The 16,774-nt window shown below is 39.6% G+C and carries 13 protein-coding genes; 11 read left to right on the top strand and 2 right to left on the bottom strand.

Translation table 11 applies throughout. From position 1 onward, the window contains the following. Positions 1 to 2: 2 nt before the first annotated feature. The 10 genes from MN204_RS06950 to MN204_RS06900 all read left to right on the top strand — a co-directional run bounded on the left by MN204_RS06950 (position 3) and on the right by MN204_RS06900 (position 11,196). Positions 3 to 779 carry an enoyl-CoA hydratase/isomerase family protein gene (locus MN204_RS06950; protein ID WP_249870379.1) on the top strand — a complete coding sequence of 259 codons (777 nt, stop codon included), beginning with the start codon at positions 3 to 5 and terminating at the stop codon, positions 777 to 779. Between the two features lie 30 nt (positions 780 to 809). Beyond that, a complete protein-coding gene (locus MN204_RS06945; RefSeq protein ID WP_249870378.1) occupies positions 810 to 1,976 on the top strand; it encodes an acyl-CoA dehydrogenase family protein in 1,167 nt (388 codons plus the stop codon). A 45-nt stretch (positions 1,977 to 2,021) separates the two neighbouring features. Continuing rightward, positions 2,022 to 3,614: a long-chain-fatty-acid--CoA ligase gene (locus MN204_RS06940; protein WP_249870377.1), complete on the top strand. Its 1,593-nt coding sequence runs from the start codon at positions 2,022 to 2,024 to the stop codon at positions 3,612 to 3,614. Between the two features lie 86 nt (positions 3,615 to 3,700). Beyond that, complete coding sequence (locus tag MN204_RS06935; protein ID WP_249870376.1) at positions 3,701 to 4,639, top strand: MBL fold metallo-hydrolase; 939 nt, start codon at positions 3,701 to 3,703, stop codon at positions 4,637 to 4,639. 166 nt (positions 4,640 to 4,805) lie between these two features. Then, on the top strand, positions 4,806 to 5,636 hold the full coding sequence (locus tag MN204_RS06930; protein WP_249870375.1) for an aldo/keto reductase: 831 nt from the start codon (positions 4,806 to 4,808) through the stop codon (positions 5,634 to 5,636). Between the two features lie 398 nt (positions 5,637 to 6,034). Beyond that, positions 6,035 to 6,205 carry a hypothetical protein gene (locus MN204_RS06925; protein WP_249870374.1) on the top strand — a complete coding sequence of 57 codons (171 nt, stop codon included), beginning with the start codon at positions 6,035 to 6,037 and terminating at the stop codon, positions 6,203 to 6,205. 359 nt (positions 6,206 to 6,564) lie between these two features. Next, positions 6,565 to 7,005, top strand: a complete 441-nt coding sequence (locus tag MN204_RS06920) for a hypothetical protein (RefSeq protein WP_249870373.1) — start codon at positions 6,565 to 6,567, stop codon at positions 7,003 to 7,005. 365 nt (positions 7,006 to 7,370) lie between these two features. Next, on the top strand, positions 7,371 to 8,426 hold the full coding sequence (locus tag MN204_RS06915; protein ID WP_249870372.1) for a TRAP transporter substrate-binding protein: 1,056 nt from the start codon (positions 7,371 to 7,373) through the stop codon (positions 8,424 to 8,426). Positions 8,427 to 8,468: 42 nt separating this feature from the next. Next, the gene (locus MN204_RS06905; RefSeq protein ID WP_306798615.1) at positions 8,469 to 10,379 is read left to right on the top strand and encodes a TRAP transporter large permease; all 1,911 of its coding nucleotides are present in this window, start codon (positions 8,469 to 8,471) and stop codon (positions 10,377 to 10,379) included. Between the two features lie 517 nt (positions 10,380 to 10,896). Beyond that, entirely contained in the window at positions 10,897 to 11,196 is a 300-nt protein-coding gene (locus MN204_RS06900; RefSeq protein WP_249870371.1) for an iron-sulfur cluster assembly accessory protein, read from the top strand. 129 nt (positions 11,197 to 11,325) lie between these two features. Here MN204_RS06900 and MN204_RS06895 read toward each other — a convergent pair whose 3' ends face one another. Next, positions 11,326 to 13,422, bottom strand: coding sequence for an RNA degradosome polyphosphate kinase (locus MN204_RS06895; RefSeq protein WP_249870370.1), 2,097 nt, complete (start codon positions 13,420 to 13,422; stop codon positions 11,326 to 11,328). Positions 13,423 to 13,541: 119 nt separating this feature from the next. After that, complete coding sequence (ppx, locus tag MN204_RS06890; protein WP_249870369.1) at positions 13,542 to 15,074, bottom strand: exopolyphosphatase; 1,533 nt, start codon at positions 15,072 to 15,074, stop codon at positions 13,542 to 13,544. A gap of 302 nt (positions 15,075 to 15,376) precedes the next feature. Here ppx and MN204_RS06885 point away from each other — a divergent pair, with 302 nt between their 5' ends. Beyond that, positions 15,377 to 16,411 (top strand): hypothetical protein, encoded by a 1,035-nt coding sequence (locus MN204_RS06885; protein ID WP_249870368.1) that lies wholly within the window; start codon positions 15,377 to 15,379, stop codon positions 16,409 to 16,411. The last annotated feature ends 363 nt before the right edge of the window (positions 16,412 to 16,774 follow it).

The raw sequence follows: 16,774 nt of genomic DNA, 5'->3' as shown, positions 1-16,774 counted from the left end.
ACATGTCGGAAGTTGTTAACGTAAGAAAAGAGAATAAGATTGCCTATATTTCAATGAACAGGCCGGATAAGCGCAATGCACTATCCGTTGAAATGGCAAACCAATTTGTCGATGCATTAAAAGATGCCAATCAGGATGAAGAGGTGAAAGTAATCATCCTTTCTGGAGAAGGAAAGGCTTTTTCTGCAGGCGGGGATTTGGAGACATTGAACAGCCTGAACAATACAGCAGAAATTATGAAATATATGAAGCAGGCGCTGGAGGTTATTCAGTCCATAAGAAATAGCGATAAATATGTAATTAGTGCAGTCCATGGTTTCGCGGCAGGGGCTGGATTCAGTATTGCGATCGCTGCTGACTTTGTCGTTGCTGAACAAAATTCAAAATTTGTCTGCAGCTTTACAAATGTGGGGATTATTCCTGACCTCGGACTTGTAAAGGCATTGTCGGAAAAACTGCCTTCAGCAATTGCCAAGGAATGGATTTCTTCCGGAAAACCAGTCACTGCTCATGAGGCATATGAAAGAGGAATCGTTAATAGAGTGATAGATGGTGACCTGTTGGAAGGAGCAGCAGATTTTGCCCAGTTTATTGTCGATGGCCCACCACTCGCAAATCAGTTTGTGAAACAGTTGGTCAATCATTCCGATGAACTGACTTTCGATACGAATGATTTGCAGGAAACAGCTGTACAGACACTGCTTCTTCAGACGGAAGACAATAAAGAAGGAATCCGCGCCTTTTTTGAGAAAAGAAAGCCGACTTTTAAAGGACGGTAGACTCCAAAAATCAAAGAAAGGAGGGGGACAATGGCACATACAAAGAATACAACCAGGGATTCAGAAGACATCGCGTTACTTAGAAATAGTGTTCAGGAGTTTTGCAGAAAAGAAGTAGCTGATCATTATACAGCATGGGAAAAACAAGGAAATATTCCAAGAGAAATGTGGAATAAGCTTGGGGAGCAAGGATTTCTATTGCCTGAAGTGCCGGAGCAATATGGTGGTCTGGGTACGAACTTTTTATTTTCCACTACCATCATTGAGGAGTTCAGCAGACTTGGATTCAATTCTATCGCTGCGAATCTATCTGTTCACGATACGATTATTGCTCAGTATCTACTTAACTATGGAACCCAAAAGCAGAAAACGTATTACCTGCCTAAAATGGTTACAGGGGAACTTGTTGGGGCAATCGCGATGACGGAGCCCGCTGCGGGAAGTGATTTGCAGGGAATTAAAACAATCGCCATTTATAATGAAGCAACATCTTCTTATGTATTGAATGGATCGAAAACATTTATAACGAATGGCCAGCATTGTGATTTTGCCATTGTGGTTGCCAAGACAGATTTGGATGTAAAGCCATCAAGAGGTACGACCTTGTTTCTCGTTGACGTTCCTGTTGATGGGTTCCAACGTGGAACTAATCTAGAGAAAATAGGACTGCATTCTTGTGACACCTCTGAATTGTTTTTTGATGATGTACACGTCAATAAAGATGCAATCTTAGGAGAAAAAAACCAAGGCTTTAAAATACTTATGAGCGAACTTCCGAGGGAAAGGCTGATTGTAGCAAATAGTGCTGTTGCATCGATGGAAGGAGTTTTAGAAAAGACCGTCCAATATGCAAAGGAGCGCGAACTTTTTGGCACGACGCTCGATACGTTTCAGAATACAAGGTTTGTGCTCGCTGAGGTGAAAACGAAGACAACCGTGCAACGTTCTTTTGCAAATGAATGTACGGCGCTGTTGATTGCGGATAAACTGGATTCGGTAACAGCAAGCATGGCGAAATTAAGCTGTACGGAGGTACAGGGTGATGTGATAGACAAATGTCTGCAACTTTTTGGCGGATATGGCTATATGACAGAATATCCGGTAGCAAGAGCATATGCAGATGCAAGAGTACAGCGTATTTACGGGGGAACATCTGAAGTGATGAAACTGATCATCAGCAAAGATATGTTTTCCTAACCATAGCTAATAAACACCCTCTATAAAATAAAAGGAGTTGATAACATGTTTTCACCACTTACCCCCTTGGATTGGAAACGCCGTGCAATTAAATATTATCCTGAAAAGACGGCTGTCATTGATGGAGACAAGGAATTTACGTATAAGGAATTTGGTAATCGGACAGACAGGCTTTCTGCTGCATTACTTGATGCGGGTATTAGGCAAGGCGATCACGTGGCAGTCATGCTTCCGAATACACATTATATGCTCGAATGCTTTTATGGAATCTGTCAGCTAGGGGCAGTCATGGTACCATTGAATTACCGACTGACCGCAAAAGACCTGGCGTATATTATCAAGCATAGTGATGCAAAGATGTTGATTGTTGACGAGGAATTTACAAAACCAATTGAAGAAATTCAGAATAACCTTACACTCGATGAAATTATTGTAGTTCATGTAGATGGTGAGGAAACCACGTTAACCGGAGTAGATTACGAACGTTTTCTCGAAAAGCTTCCGGAAAATTTTAAGCTTCCAGAGATTGAAATGGATGAGAACGACCTTTTGACACTTAATTATACGAGTGGAACAACATCCAATCCAAAGGGTGTCATGCTAACACATCGCAGTAATTACCTGAATGCAGCTAATTTCCTGCATCATCTTCGTGTGGAGCATGATGATGTATACCTTCATACATTACCAATGTTTCATGCCAATGGCTGGGGTGGCGTTTGGGCGGTAACTGCGGCTGGGGCTACCCATGTCTGTTTACGAAAGGTTGACCCGCCTGTCATTCTCGATTTATTTGAAACGAAAAAAATTACTTTATTATGTGGAGCACCAACAGTCGTTAATATGCTTGTAAATGAACCAAAAGCAAAAGAAGTAGTGATTGACACGAGTCCGAGAATGGCAATTGCCGGTTCACCACCAGCGGCAGCACTAATTGGGAAAGCACAGGATATTCTTGGACTGAATATGATTCATGTTTACGGACTGACAGAAACCTCACCATTTATTTTATACAATGAATGGAAGAAAGAATTCGAATCCAAATCTGCCGACGAACAGGCAACAATCAAAGCAAGACAGGGAATAGAACTCGCCTTTAGTGGAGAGACAAAGGTCATCCATCAGGACGGGGAAGAGGTAGGCTGGAATGGTGAGGAGCTCGGGGAAATCATTACCCGAGGAAATGTTGTGATGAAAGGTTATTACAAAGATCCTGAGAAAACGAATGCTGCAATCAGGGATGGGTGGTTCTATACTGGTGATCTTGCAGTGACACATCCGGATGGGTTTATCGAAATTCGTGACCGTGCAAAAGATTTAATCATTTCAGGCGGGGAAAATATTTCTTCTACAGAAGTAGAGGGAATTCTGTACAAGCATCCGGATGTTTTGGAAGTTGCAGTCATTGCCATTCCCGATGAAAAATGGGGCGAGGTTCCGCTCGCTATCATTGTCCTCCATGCTGATGCTCACCTTACCGAAGAGGAAGTTATCCGTTACTGTCGTGATCATATGGCCCATTTTAAAGCACCAAAAGCGGTAACATTTGTGGAAGAACTTCCGAAAACAGCTACAGGTAAGCTGCAAAAATACCGTTTGCGTGAGATGTTCTGGGAAGGCTCAAAAAAGGTTAATTAAATGGACAAGTAGCCCGAGATAACCAGAGAACCAGTCATGGTCATCTCGGGCTACTAAAATTAAAATCGAACGGAAGTGAACGTAAATTGTTGGATGAACTAGGAATTAAAATGGTCACACTCGATCTCCCCTTCCGCCTCAACCATGTAAACTGTTTTATTGGAGAGGGAAAACACGGAATTCAAATAATTGATGCAGGGCTTCATCATGAACCTACGATTAAAAGATGGGAACAGGAACTAGACGGGAAAAAGGTAACGGATATTCTGATTACCCATTACCATCCAGACCATTTTGGTTATGCAGGTGGGTTGCAGGAAAAAACGGGTGCTAACGTTTGGATGACAAAAATTGATGCAGATGCAGGACTTAATGCCTGGCAGGAGAAATTTTTAAATGAACTGTCAGATAACTATCAGCTTGCAGGTATTCCCGAAGAGAAAGCAATTAAAATGACAACCAATACAATAGAGTTCGTGCCATTGGTTACACCATATCCAGAGGTGAATCATTATTTGGAGGAAGGTGATATCATTCCAATTGGCAAGTACGAGTACGAGGTCATCCATACTCCGGGCCATTCAGATGGATTGGTAACGTTTTATAACAAGGAAAAGAACATACTGCTTTCGACAGATCATATTCTACCAAAAATAACACCGAATATTTCCTATTGGTTTCACGGTGAATCAAATCCATTGAAAAACTATCTGAACTCCTTGGATAAAATAAAAAAGCTCGATGCCGAACTCGTCGTTCCATCTCACGGTAAGCCCTTTTACGGTGCTAACAAGCGGATTGAAGAGATAAAAACGCATCACCATGAACGGCTAGAAGCACTGCTTGAAGGAATCAAAGACGGATGCACTGTCCATGAAGCCTCGGAAAAGCTGTTCAACAAAATACTGACGATACATGAAATGCGATTTGCGATAGGTGAAACGCTTGCCCATCTGGAATACTTGCGCTTGGAAGGTCGGTGTAAACGTGAACTGGTAGATGGGAGATATCGTTACTTTACTTAATAGAAAAGAGCCCTGAATGAACTATCATCCAGGGCTTAAATTCATTTTTTCTTCCAAGCTGATTGGAAAGTTTTTATAGAGTTAGCCTTCTTATAAATCTAACATTCCTTTAAACAGAGATCTAAAAAGTATATGATAAAAGAAAAGAAATTTGGAGGAATATCAAATGATCACACATCTGCAAGATACTGTCACACTAAACAACGGTATTAAGATGCCTGGATTCGGTCTTGGTGTTTATAAGGTTGAAAACGGTCAAACGGTGATAAATGCAGTTAAAACAGCGATTATGCATGGTTACCGAAGTGTTGATACGGCTTCCTTTTATAACAATGAAGACGGTGTTGGACAAGGAATAAGGGAAGCGGGCATTCCTCGAGAAGAGATTTTTTTAACTTCAAAAGTATGGAATGAGGAACAAGGATATGAAAGTACACTGAAAGCTTTTGACCGCAGCTTGAAAAAAATCGGTACGGATTATCTCGACCTGTATTTGATTCATTGGCCGGTTAAAGGTAAATATAAAGAGACATGGCGGGCGATGGAAGAACTCTATGCGGATGGAAAGGTTCGTGCGATTGGTGTCAGTAATTTCCATGTTCATCATTTGCAGGATCTGATGCAGGACAGCAAGATTAAACCGGCCATTGACCAGGTAGAATACCATCCACATTTATCCCAGCCCGAGTTACGGGAGTTTTGTGAGAAGGAAAATATACAATTGGAAGCATGGTCACCATTAAAACGAGGCAAGTTGTTGGATGAACCTACATTAACCGAAATTGCAGAAAAACACGGTAAATCCACTGCCCAGGTAATTCTACGCTGGGATATTCAGAATGATGTTATAACGATTCCTAAGTCCATTACGGATCAACGAATTATTGAAAATGCGGATATCTTTGATTTTACACTGACCGATGATGACATGGAAAAAATAAATTCCCTCCACATTAATGATCGTGCAGGGACTAATCCGGACAGTTATGATTTGTAGGATTAACTCGTTGATTTTTTTTACTCTGTTTTGCAGCAGTGAGCATTAACAGCTATATGTCGTTTTGATTTGCATTTGTAAAGCAGCCCGATTCGGATTAGCAATGGCAAACGCGGCCATATACATATGAGACTTTTACGATGCTCAGGAAGACAATACTATAAAAGGTTATTTTGAAACTATAACAAGAATACTTCCCTGAAAAAAATGGCGCTCCTTGTGTAAGGACGCCATTTTTTTGATCCGTAAAATGCCTCTAAGGAAAATTTATATCCGTGCCATACTGTAACAAAATCCAGCATATAATGTTACTGGACTTGTAAACGACTGAGCAGATTATAATGTTAAGGAAATGAGTTTGTATTAAATCATTGCAATTCAAAACAGGGGGCGTTTTTGTGAATGGTAAAAAAATAGTCTGGACTGTTGCAGTGCTATCATTCTTGTTAATTGTGTTTGTTATAACGTGGCAATTTGCGAAGGATAGAGATGAACCTGAAGAGAAGGGAGAGGAAGAAGAAATTGTTGCGGTGGAAACAGACCTGTTTGTGATTCAGCATATGTTATAGAATGTTGCCGTTTCTTCTCCTTCTAAAAGTCAAAAAATAACAACACTTTCAGTATGAAGGCTTTTATGGATTGACCCTCTTAACAAGTGGTAAAAGCTCTGGAAAAAGAGAAGAAGAAGAGGTATTCCGATATATTATATTTAATTTTTGCAAATCTGAAAGGTTAATAGAATTGGTGCAGGAGACTATTCCCTGCACCAATTTTCCACGTTCAGAGTTTAATTTTATCTAAATATAGCTTACAATCTACATGGAAAACGATTTTGTTCACACATAGGTAAGTATAAAAATCTCCTTTGTCATCGAAAGGCAATTGGTGACAATAAAGTTTTCAAATATTACGAGGAGTTTGTTGCATCATGAAGAAAATGATAACGATCCTAATTCTAATCCCGGTCCTATTATTAAGCGGGTGTTTGAACCCTACCGTAGTTTCGTTGGTTGAAAAGGCCTATGAAGCAGCTTTAGTAGAAAATGATGCATTGGTCGAGACTTTTTTTGCGGAGGAATATCTTGCTGAACACCCATTGGAAGAATTGTCTGATGAAATGGCCGAGGATGTGCGGAACAGAGCAGGCGTCAAGTTAATGAATATTAAAGAGCACAGAGAAGATCACTTGGATTCGGAAGTTGTGGAAAAACTGAACGAAGCGTATGACGGTGAATGGTATTTTGTTGCTGCACAAACAGATGATGAAACGATTATGACTTGGGTTGTGCAAAGAGGAGAATATCAATATTATATTGTCGATGGTGAAAAGGTCGACGTGGATACATATCTTGAGGACATCTTAAAATAATGCTTTTTAATACTTTAACACTGTATAGAAAGCATTAGTAGTTCTGTTCTCAGGACATTTTTTTTGCTGTATTGTAAATTTTTCCCCAGTGAAATAAACTATTTGACAGGACTCTTTTTCTGTTTTATTATAGGACACCTAGTTTGTTTATAACCTATTTACAAACTGCATCCAATGAAATTCCCTTATGAATCCCACTTTATAACATTTTAACTGGGACTCGAACTCCCTTGAAAAAAGAATACCATTCCCTTCAAATTCATCTATCCTTGAGCCTTTTAAAATCAGAATATTCAGTTTAGTGAAGTCATATAAATTTAATGAGCGACGCTTTTTATTTAGAAAATCATACGAGGAGGGCTACTATGACCCTAAAAAACACGATAACTCCAATAATAATGGCTATCATTTTTCTCACCCTTGTTTTACTAGGAAATACGGCATTGAATACAGGAGCGCAATCTGATGATTCAGATACAATTCATTTACGTCTTGGACAAGTAAAAGCAGCATCACATGCAGTTTCCTTGGGAATTGATAGATTTGCCGAATTAGTTGAGGAAAAATCGGATGGAGAGGTAATAATAGAAACGTTTCATGATGGTTTGATCGGAAATGATCGTGAGGTAATTGAAAGTGCCCAAATGGGAAGTATTGATTTGGCCAGTTCATCAACGCCAAACATGACCAGTTTTACGAACTATTTTACGGCTTGGGATCTTCCATACATTTTTGAAACAAAGGAAGAGGTATATACTGCCATTGATGGTGAACCAGGAGATATTGTTAGAGAGAAGATGGAGGAAAACGGGTTTAAGGTCATCTTTTTCCCTGATTATGGTTACCGTCAGATTGTCAATAATGTTAGACCTGTACGGGTTCCTGAAGATATGGCAGGTCTTAAAATCAGAACGACCAATTCAAGAATTGAACAAGCCGACTTCGTTCATTATGGTTCAAATCCGACGCCTGTAGCGTGGTCTGAGGTATTTACAGCACTTCAGCAAGGGACAGTAGAAGGAGAAGGAAACAGCTATTCCCTACTGTGGGATTCCAAACACCAGGAAGTATTGGATTATGCAACAGAAGTCAATTATAACTACAGCTCTGATATTGTTGTCATGAACTTGAAAATCTTCAATGAGTTGTCTGAGGAACATCAGCAGATCATCATGGAGGCAGGTGCGGAGGCAACAGAATGGCAGCGTAAGATAGCAAATGAAAATGATGAAAAAGCGAAACAGGATTTTATAGATTATGGGATAGAAGTATATGAACCTACCGATGAGGAAATGAGAGAGTGGAAACAAGTGGTGGAACCGGTATGGGATCAGTTTGTAGTAGAAGGAATCGCAGAACCGAAATATGTTGAAATTATTTTAGACACTTTAGGAAAAACAAAAGAAGACATTTTTGAATAAAAATTTATGAAAAAAGAGATATATGATTAGGGGTTGAAAAAAATGAAACAGGATACGATTATTGGTGGAAACACCAACAAAGAAAAACCTCCCTCGAATAAAGGTAGCACTTTGCAAAGGATCTGGGGATTTATTGATCATAGATTTGAAGAGGTATTCGTAGTAATTGGCTTTGCTATCTTTATCCTTCTAATCAATCTTCAGGTGCTCAACCGCTATGTACTAACATTTGTAGAGGTTGGAAATATAACGACCTGGACGGAAGAGATTGCACGATATATTTTTATATTTGTATCATTTCTGGGTGCCAGCCTGGCAATTAAAAAACGCGAAAGTATTCGGGTGAATATGGTTGTTGACCGCTTTCCGGAGCATATCCGAAATGCGATTGATGCAGCAAATAGTGTGTTCATGCTCTATTTCTGTTTTATCATGGTCACTTATGGATATAACCTTATCAGTTTTCAAATGGAAACAAATCAGGTTACCCCGGCATTGGGCATACCAATGGCTATAGCATATAGTGCGATTCCAATAGGCTTCTTGCTAATGGGAGTGCGTCTAATTCAGACCTTGATTGAAGATATCAAAGGAATGACAGCAAAAGATGGATTACTGACTATGGGAATTTCTATATTATTCATTTTACCGGCCATACTTTTTAGAGATGGTAGTATTACCTTGCTATTATTTGGTTATTTTGTATTATTTATTATTTTTGGTATGCAGATCGCTTTTGCGCTTGGAATCAGTACATTAGCTACTGTACTAGCAACAGATGCGATTCCAGTTGACTTTTTCCCGCAAACAGCTTTTACTAGCATCGATAGTTTTCCAATCATGGCTGTACCTTTCTTCATTGCAGCTGGAATCATAATGGGGAACAGCGGTATTATACAGAAACTATTAAATCTGTCGGATGAGTTACTTGGGTTCCTGCCTGGCGGACTTGCTTTGGTTGCCATTGTAACGAGTATGTTTTTCTCGGCAATCAGTGGATCTGGTCCAGCAACCGTGGCAGCGATAGGTACACTGCTCATTCCTGCGATGATTAAACAAGGATATAATCCAGGATTTTCAGCTGCCGTTGTAGCTGCAGCTGGTACGATTGGAATAATCATACCACCAAGTAATCCTCTTGTTATTTATGGGGTTGTTGGACAGCAGTCGATTACGGAACTGTTCGCTGCTGGTATAATCCCCGGAATCCTGACAGGACTAGGCCTAGTAGTTGTCACTTATTTTATCTCGAAGAAACATGGGTGGAGAGGTGACAAAGAGTTATTTAGCATGAAAGGAACACTGAAAGCGGCATGGGATGCCAAATATGCTTTAATGGTACCTGTCATTATTTTAGGTGGGATTTATGGAGGAATCATGACACCAACAGAAGCCGCGGCTATTGCTGCTGCTTACGGTTTAGTGATTGGTGTGTTTGTCTATAAGGATCTTGATATGAAGGGTGTCTATAAGAGTCTTGCTTCAGCAGGGGTTACATCAGCTGTTATCATCCTGCTGATCGTTATGGCAAATATTTTCGGTCGTTTGATTACTCTGGAACAAGTAGCGGAGACAGTCGCTAACTTTGTGTTGTCCATAAGTGAAAATAAAATTGTGATTCTGCTATTATTGAATGTGTTCCTATTACTGGTAGGACTTGTATTGGAAGCATTGGCCGCAATTGTTATTTTGACACCGATTCTTCTGCCTATGGCGATGGAGCTTGGAATAGATCCAATCCATTTCGGGGTTATAATGATTCTGAACCTTGCAATTGGACTGATCACACCTCCAGTTGGGGTTAACCTGTTTGTATCTGCTGGAGTTATGAAAATGAAAATAGAGGAAGTTATTAAAGGTGTTATTCCTTTGTTGATCATGATGATTGTAATATTGTTATTGGTAACATATATTCCAGAAATCAGTTTGTTTTTTGTAGAATTGACCAGGTAAAAGAAAACGTTAATGGAAAACTTTGGCCAGTTCAAAGCAAATGAAAAAGGGTGGGTTCTAGTACTTCGTTCGAGGAAGCACTAGAACCCACCCTTGCTTTTATCCTAACTCGGGAGAGCACCCATCCAAACGGGAGAGCGCCCCGTCTAAACGGGAGAGCCCCGTCTAAACGGGAGAGAGCCCCGTCTAAACGGGAGAGAGCCCCGTCTAAACGGGAGAGCGCCCCATCTAAACGGGAGAGCACCCCGTCAAAACGGGAGAGACCCCGTCTAAACGGGAGAGAGCCCCGTCTAAACGGGAGAGAGCCCCGTCTAAACGGGAGAGCGCCCCGTCTAAACGGGAGAGCCCCCCGTCTAAACGGGAGAGAGCCCCGTCTAAACGGGAGAGCTCCCCGACCGCTTTACAATTCTAATTAAAATTTTCACGTTGTTCTCTCTTAGCCGATGTGAGCATATTTTTGGAATTTATCCATTTTCATGGGATAATGAAAAAATACCAAATGATTGGAGACATTTAAATGAAATGTAAAATTAATCGCAATGCAGCCAAAGTACTGAAAAATATGCTGACAACAGAGGAAGCAGAGGGCAAGATGATCCGTGTCTATATTTCTCACATGCACGGTGATCACGCACACTATGGCATCTCCTTCGATACACCAACAGAACATGATGAAATTGTAAAAACAGATAAAGATGTGGACATTCTACTTGATACCCGTGAAGAGTTTCTTGACGGAATCTGGATTCAATATTTCTTCGTTGATAATGAAGGTTTTGTCATTACAAACCCATCCAAAGGTTCACACCATCATTAAAAAAGAAATCGGCGCATATGCCGATTTCTTTTTTTGGCACTAAGGCATCCGCCCAAAAGATTGGCGTATTGCCTTCGTTTTCTAACCTGAGCACTCACTATAAGCGCCCGACCTCGAACAGATTAATATCTATTCCTCATCATCAAGCACTCGATATGCTTTTTCAACTAATACCATCTGACTATCGACTTCTTTTTCTCCGTTGCGAGCTGTTGCATAATGGTACGTGCCGTCGGATTTCTGTTCTCTTGCCTTTACATTATCCTTCAGCGAAATCGTCAGCACTTCTTTTATTCGCTTTTTTACTTGGAGATCATAAATCGGAAACAGAAGCTCTACGCGTTTTTGCATGTTTCTTGTCATCATATCTGCAGAAGAAAGAAATATACGTTCATCACCGCCGCTATGGAAATAAAAAATTCTACTATGTTCCAGGAAGCGTCCTACAATGCTCCGGACATGTATATTTTCACTGACTCCTTCGATGCCCGGCTTAAGACAGCATATTCCACGTACAATTAGATCAATTTTTACTCCTGCCTGTGATGCTTCATAAAATTTCCGAATCAATATTTTATCGGTGAGCGAGTTCATTTTGGCAATGATTCTTCCATTTCCCTTATTTTTATGGAAATTGATTTCCTCATCCATATAACGCATAAAGTCATTTTGAATATCAAATGGTGCCATGGCTATATGGTTGAAATCTGGTTTCTCCGTAAACCCGCTTAAATAGTTGAAAAAATGGGTCGCATCAATGCCGAATTTGCGTTTCGTCGTAATGATTCCCATATCCGTATAGAAGTTCGCAGTGGAATCATTATAGTTTCCAGTTCCCAAATGGACAAACCGTTCTATTTTTTCCTTGCGTTTACGTACGATCAATGTAATTTTGCTGTGCGTTTTAAGGAAGTTCATGCCATAAATGACATGACATCCAGCCTTTTCCAGTTCTTTGGCCCAGTGTACATTCTGCTCTTCATCAAATCTTGCTTTCAGCTCAACGAGTACGGTAACCTGCTTGCCGTTTTCAGCTGCCTGTTTTAATCCTTTAATGATCGGGGAGTTTCCACTTACACGGTAGAGTGTCTGTTTAATGGCCAGGACATCTGGATCGTCTGCAGCGTCTTCCACTAAATCAACGACTGGTTGGAAGGATTCATATGGATGATGCAGAAAAATATCCCGTTTTTCTGCAGCTTCAAACACCGTTTCATCATGCAGAATATCCTTTGGAGGCTGTGGCATGAGTGTTTCATAAACTAAATGTTCATTTTCAATTTGGACTTCCTTGCAAAACCCATAAAGATATGTCAAATCGAGTGGCCCGTCGACTATATACAAATCTTTTTTATGAATTTCCAGTACATAGAGAAGAAAACTGACAACCGTTTCATCATACTTATCTGTACGGACTTCAAGTCGGACAGCGGCGCCCCATTTTCTCTTTTTTAATTCTTTTTCTATCTCCTTCAAAAGGTCGCGGGCACCTTCTTCATGAATGGTCATATCGGCGTTTCTCGTTATGCGGAATTCCGTAACGGACCTGACCTGATATCCTTTGAACAATTTGTGAATATAATGCGATATAATATCTTCAAGCAAAATGTACTGGTTCGTGCCGGGAATTCTGCGAAAACGATCCAGTAATGCAGGTACCTGGACAATGGCATTTTTAGTCGTTTTAAATTCATTGTCAAACATGTCCTCCAAAACCACTACCATATTAATAGACTTGTTTGTAAGCATTGGAAAAGGATGGTATGCATCGATGGCCATGGGAGTCAGTACAGGAAAAATATGTTCATCAAAATATTCCTCTAGTTCTGTTTCCTGTTCTTCCGTCAATTCTCGAGCCGTTATGACTGAAATAGTTTCTTCGTTCAATTCGGCAAGGAGATCTCGGTACACCTTATATTGATTAGCTACAATAGAATGATTTTCTTTGGATATCTTCTCCAATTGTTGTTTCGGAGTCAGTCCCGCTTTATTTTCGGGCTTATTGAATCCAGCTTTTACCTGATCTTTTAGACCAGCAACTCGAACCATGAAAAATTCGTCTAAATTGGAAGAAAAAATGGCAACAAATTTGAACCGTTCCAAAAGTGGGTTTTTCTTATCAAAAGCTTCTTCGAGAACTCTTTTATTGAATGCCAGCCAGCTTAGTTCCCTGTTGTTGTAATAACTCGGATTATCCAAGTCAATTACTTTTTCGAATGTCGTCACAATAATCACCCTCTAAATTTCTCTATATATCATAATTATATATTATAATCAAGTGGAGAAATGATAAGTTTTTCTAAAGTTTTGTAACCATAAAGGATGTGACATGAACATTTTATCTTTTATTCATTTGATAAGAAGATTAGCTCCATATTCTTGTCGAGAATTTTTTCCAAATGCTTTTTCTGTTTCTCAGACTGATACTTTTCTGGGTTGAAATCCTTATTGCAGTATATTGTCAACGTAAGATTATTATTTCCTATCTTCATATCGAAGTCTTCAATTACCTGCCTTTTGGTTGCATCCAGACTATACGTGAATTTCAGTATGGCCCCCAGCAGACTTAGCTTTTTTCTTTCTTCTTTTAAAAACCAGTGTTTGTACGGATCTATAAATTGCTTGAAAACAGTCTTGTTTTTATATGAAGCAATTAATGCCATTTTCAGTCGGTCAATATGCATCAGACCATCAATGGTCCTGTTGGCCAGCAGATAGAAAGTATGCTGTGAACTTGATTCAGAATCGATGTATTGTCCAAGGTTGTACACATAGCAGGCTCGCTCAAGATGTACCCAGTCTTCCTTCGTCAATGAGCCAATACCTTTTTTCTGCAGTCCTCTGAAAAATGTTCGGGTTAAAAATTGAATGTGGCGGATTTGATTCATATTCAAATTATATTCATAAATGAGCTCTACAATACTGTCTTCAAGCACGTTCGGATATAAATTTGTCTTGGAATTCTTTGATAAATACTCATAAAACACACCATCCCGCAGTCCTTTCCTGCTTAGGATAAACCCTTCTGCATCAATCGTTTCGTACAGACTGAGGAAAACACATGCTGCCGGCAGTATCGTATCAGCGCGATCCTTGGAGAGACCTTCGACTTTCTCCAAGTCTTCCTTATTTAAAGAAGCAAGGTAAGTGACGATTTGTGCTATATCGCTGTCATTCATTTGATATTGATGAAGGCCAGCCAGTGGATATGCTTTGATATTCTGATCAATTTGAGCAATATTACGCGCACTTCCGCCAATACCAATTAAAGGCACATCGCCATTTTTCAGCCAATCGAGCGTACGAAACTGTTCCTGAAGAAATCCGCGTAACTTGACCATACCTTTTTCATTTGATCTGTTGTTGTCTGGGAAAAATTCTTTCAGTGTCAAAGCTCCAAATGGAAAACTGTGATAATGCTTTAGTATACGATCCTTGAAATAGGTTACTTCGGTACTTCCGCCACCGATATCGACAGTGATTCCCTCGGTGATGGAAGTGGAATTTACAACGGAAAGATATCCGTAAAAAGCTTCTTCCTTTTCCGACAAAATCCGCATATCCCAACCGATTTCTTCCAGAACAATTTTCTTAAGTTCCTCTTTATTTCTTGCCTGGCGGATTGTCGCGGTGGCTATACAGGTAAACTTAGTCAATTCATATGTTTTAACTACATTTTTAAAGCTTTTTAATGTGTTGATTAGTTTTGTGATACCCTCTTCATTTAACATATTTTTGTCATCGAGATAGTTCCGCAGACGGGCCACAGCCTTCACGTTTTCCACTTCATGCAAACGGCCGGAATTTTCCTGAGAATATATAACAAGCCGCATCGTATTTGAACCTATATCGATTATTGAGTAGTAATTTTTGATCATTTCTATCACCAGTTTCTATTTATTAATAGCAGGTAACGGCAACAAACCCTCATTCAAGTAATCACAGAAAATAGAGGTGTCCGTTAATGCGTGTAAGTCTAAGATTTTAGCAGGATGGCATTGTACTAATGGATGAAGTTTCCACTTTATATATGAAGTATAACATAATGACATAAATGTAAGAAAAATACAATTAACATAAAAAGGATCATCATCGCATGACAAATCTTTGGAGAGTTAGTAATATAAATTCACATGAAACTGGGCAGTACATAAAATATTAAAAAAGGATGTGGTCGATCTTGTCCATAATAGGCTATTATGTTAGCGGCAATACAGCAAAAGGTCCCCTTCATTACTTAACCTCAAATTTAAATCATTTAAACCAAGTTATCGTATTGAAACACCCTTCAGAAACTGTGAAAACACGTGTCATTAAAAAAGTCCTCCATGCTTTGGACATGAAACAAGGAGTAGAGATTATAAAAAGCCCACTCGGTAATACGTATTTGGATGGTATTTTGATACGCGAAAGTTCAACAGCCATTTTAACGGATAGAATGAACACCAAACTAGACAGGGTAATTGAATTAGATTTAGGTGAGGCGCAGAAAACAAATGAAAATTATCGGAGTAACGAAGAGAAATACCTTTCTTTAATGCATGATGCTTATGCAAACTTTGCAACAGGTCTTAACATTCATGATGAGCTGGAAGCAATCTATATAAAAGAAATGAACTTTGAACGTGCAGATAAACTGGCAGATGATCTGATAGCGAAACTATTGAAAAGCATCAAAGCCCAATCAAGACAAGGCCATGTATTCCACCGGTTCTTCGGAACGAATACAGTTGACGGCGTTGTAAATGAAGTTCCAGGCCTGATTGAAGACATTGCCAATGTATACTTTATTAAAGGTCGTGCAGGGACTGGGAAATCAACATTTATGAAAAAAATCGCAACTGCATGTGAGCGGTACAATTTCGATGTGGAATTATATCATTGCAGTTTTGATCCAAACAGCCTGGACATGGTTCGAGTTCCTGAACTTGATTTCTGTATTTTTGACAGTACAGACCCACATGAATTTTTCCCGGAACGCGATGGAGAAATCATCATTGATTTGTATGAAGAAACGGTGACAAAAGGAACGGACGAAAAGTATGCAGATCAGATCAATGCTATCAACACGCAATACAAATCCTATATGAAAAAAGGTATTCAGGACATCCAGAAAGCATCTGTGTATCTAGAAAAAAATGAAAACCAATTTACCTATTCAGATGAGGAAATGATGAAGGCATTCCATTCCATTATGAAAATAGTATCGAAATAATTGTAGTAAATATGCTTACCGCTAGCAATATACCCCAATATTAGACAAAAATCCAGAAATTATTTCCCGGGTAATAAGGTTCATTTTATTCGCAAGTAAGAAATTATAAACTTTCTTACTTAAGTGCAACGAAGGCATTCGCCTAATGGCTTAGGCATGCCTTCGTTTTCTAAGAATATAAGAGAATTATAAAACTTGGCAGCAATTAATACTTACACATAAACGGCCACGTCCAGCTCCAGCGCCCAGGGACTAGCGAGACTTCCTTCACCTCCGTACGATAAGTCAACATCGGCTCCCTCCGGTCGCCGTGTTTCCTTTATCTCCTACGGCTCAGTCCAGTCCGTACGTCCCTTAACGGGC

It is taken from the genome of Oceanobacillus saliphilus (genome assembly GCF_023522835.1).
In the GTDB taxonomy this organism is placed as follows: Bacteria; Bacillota; Bacilli; order Bacillales; family Amphibacillaceae; genus Oceanobacillus; species Oceanobacillus saliphilus.
Note: the sequence above shows the minus strand (reverse complement) of the source record. Positions and strands in the feature narration are given on the sequence as shown.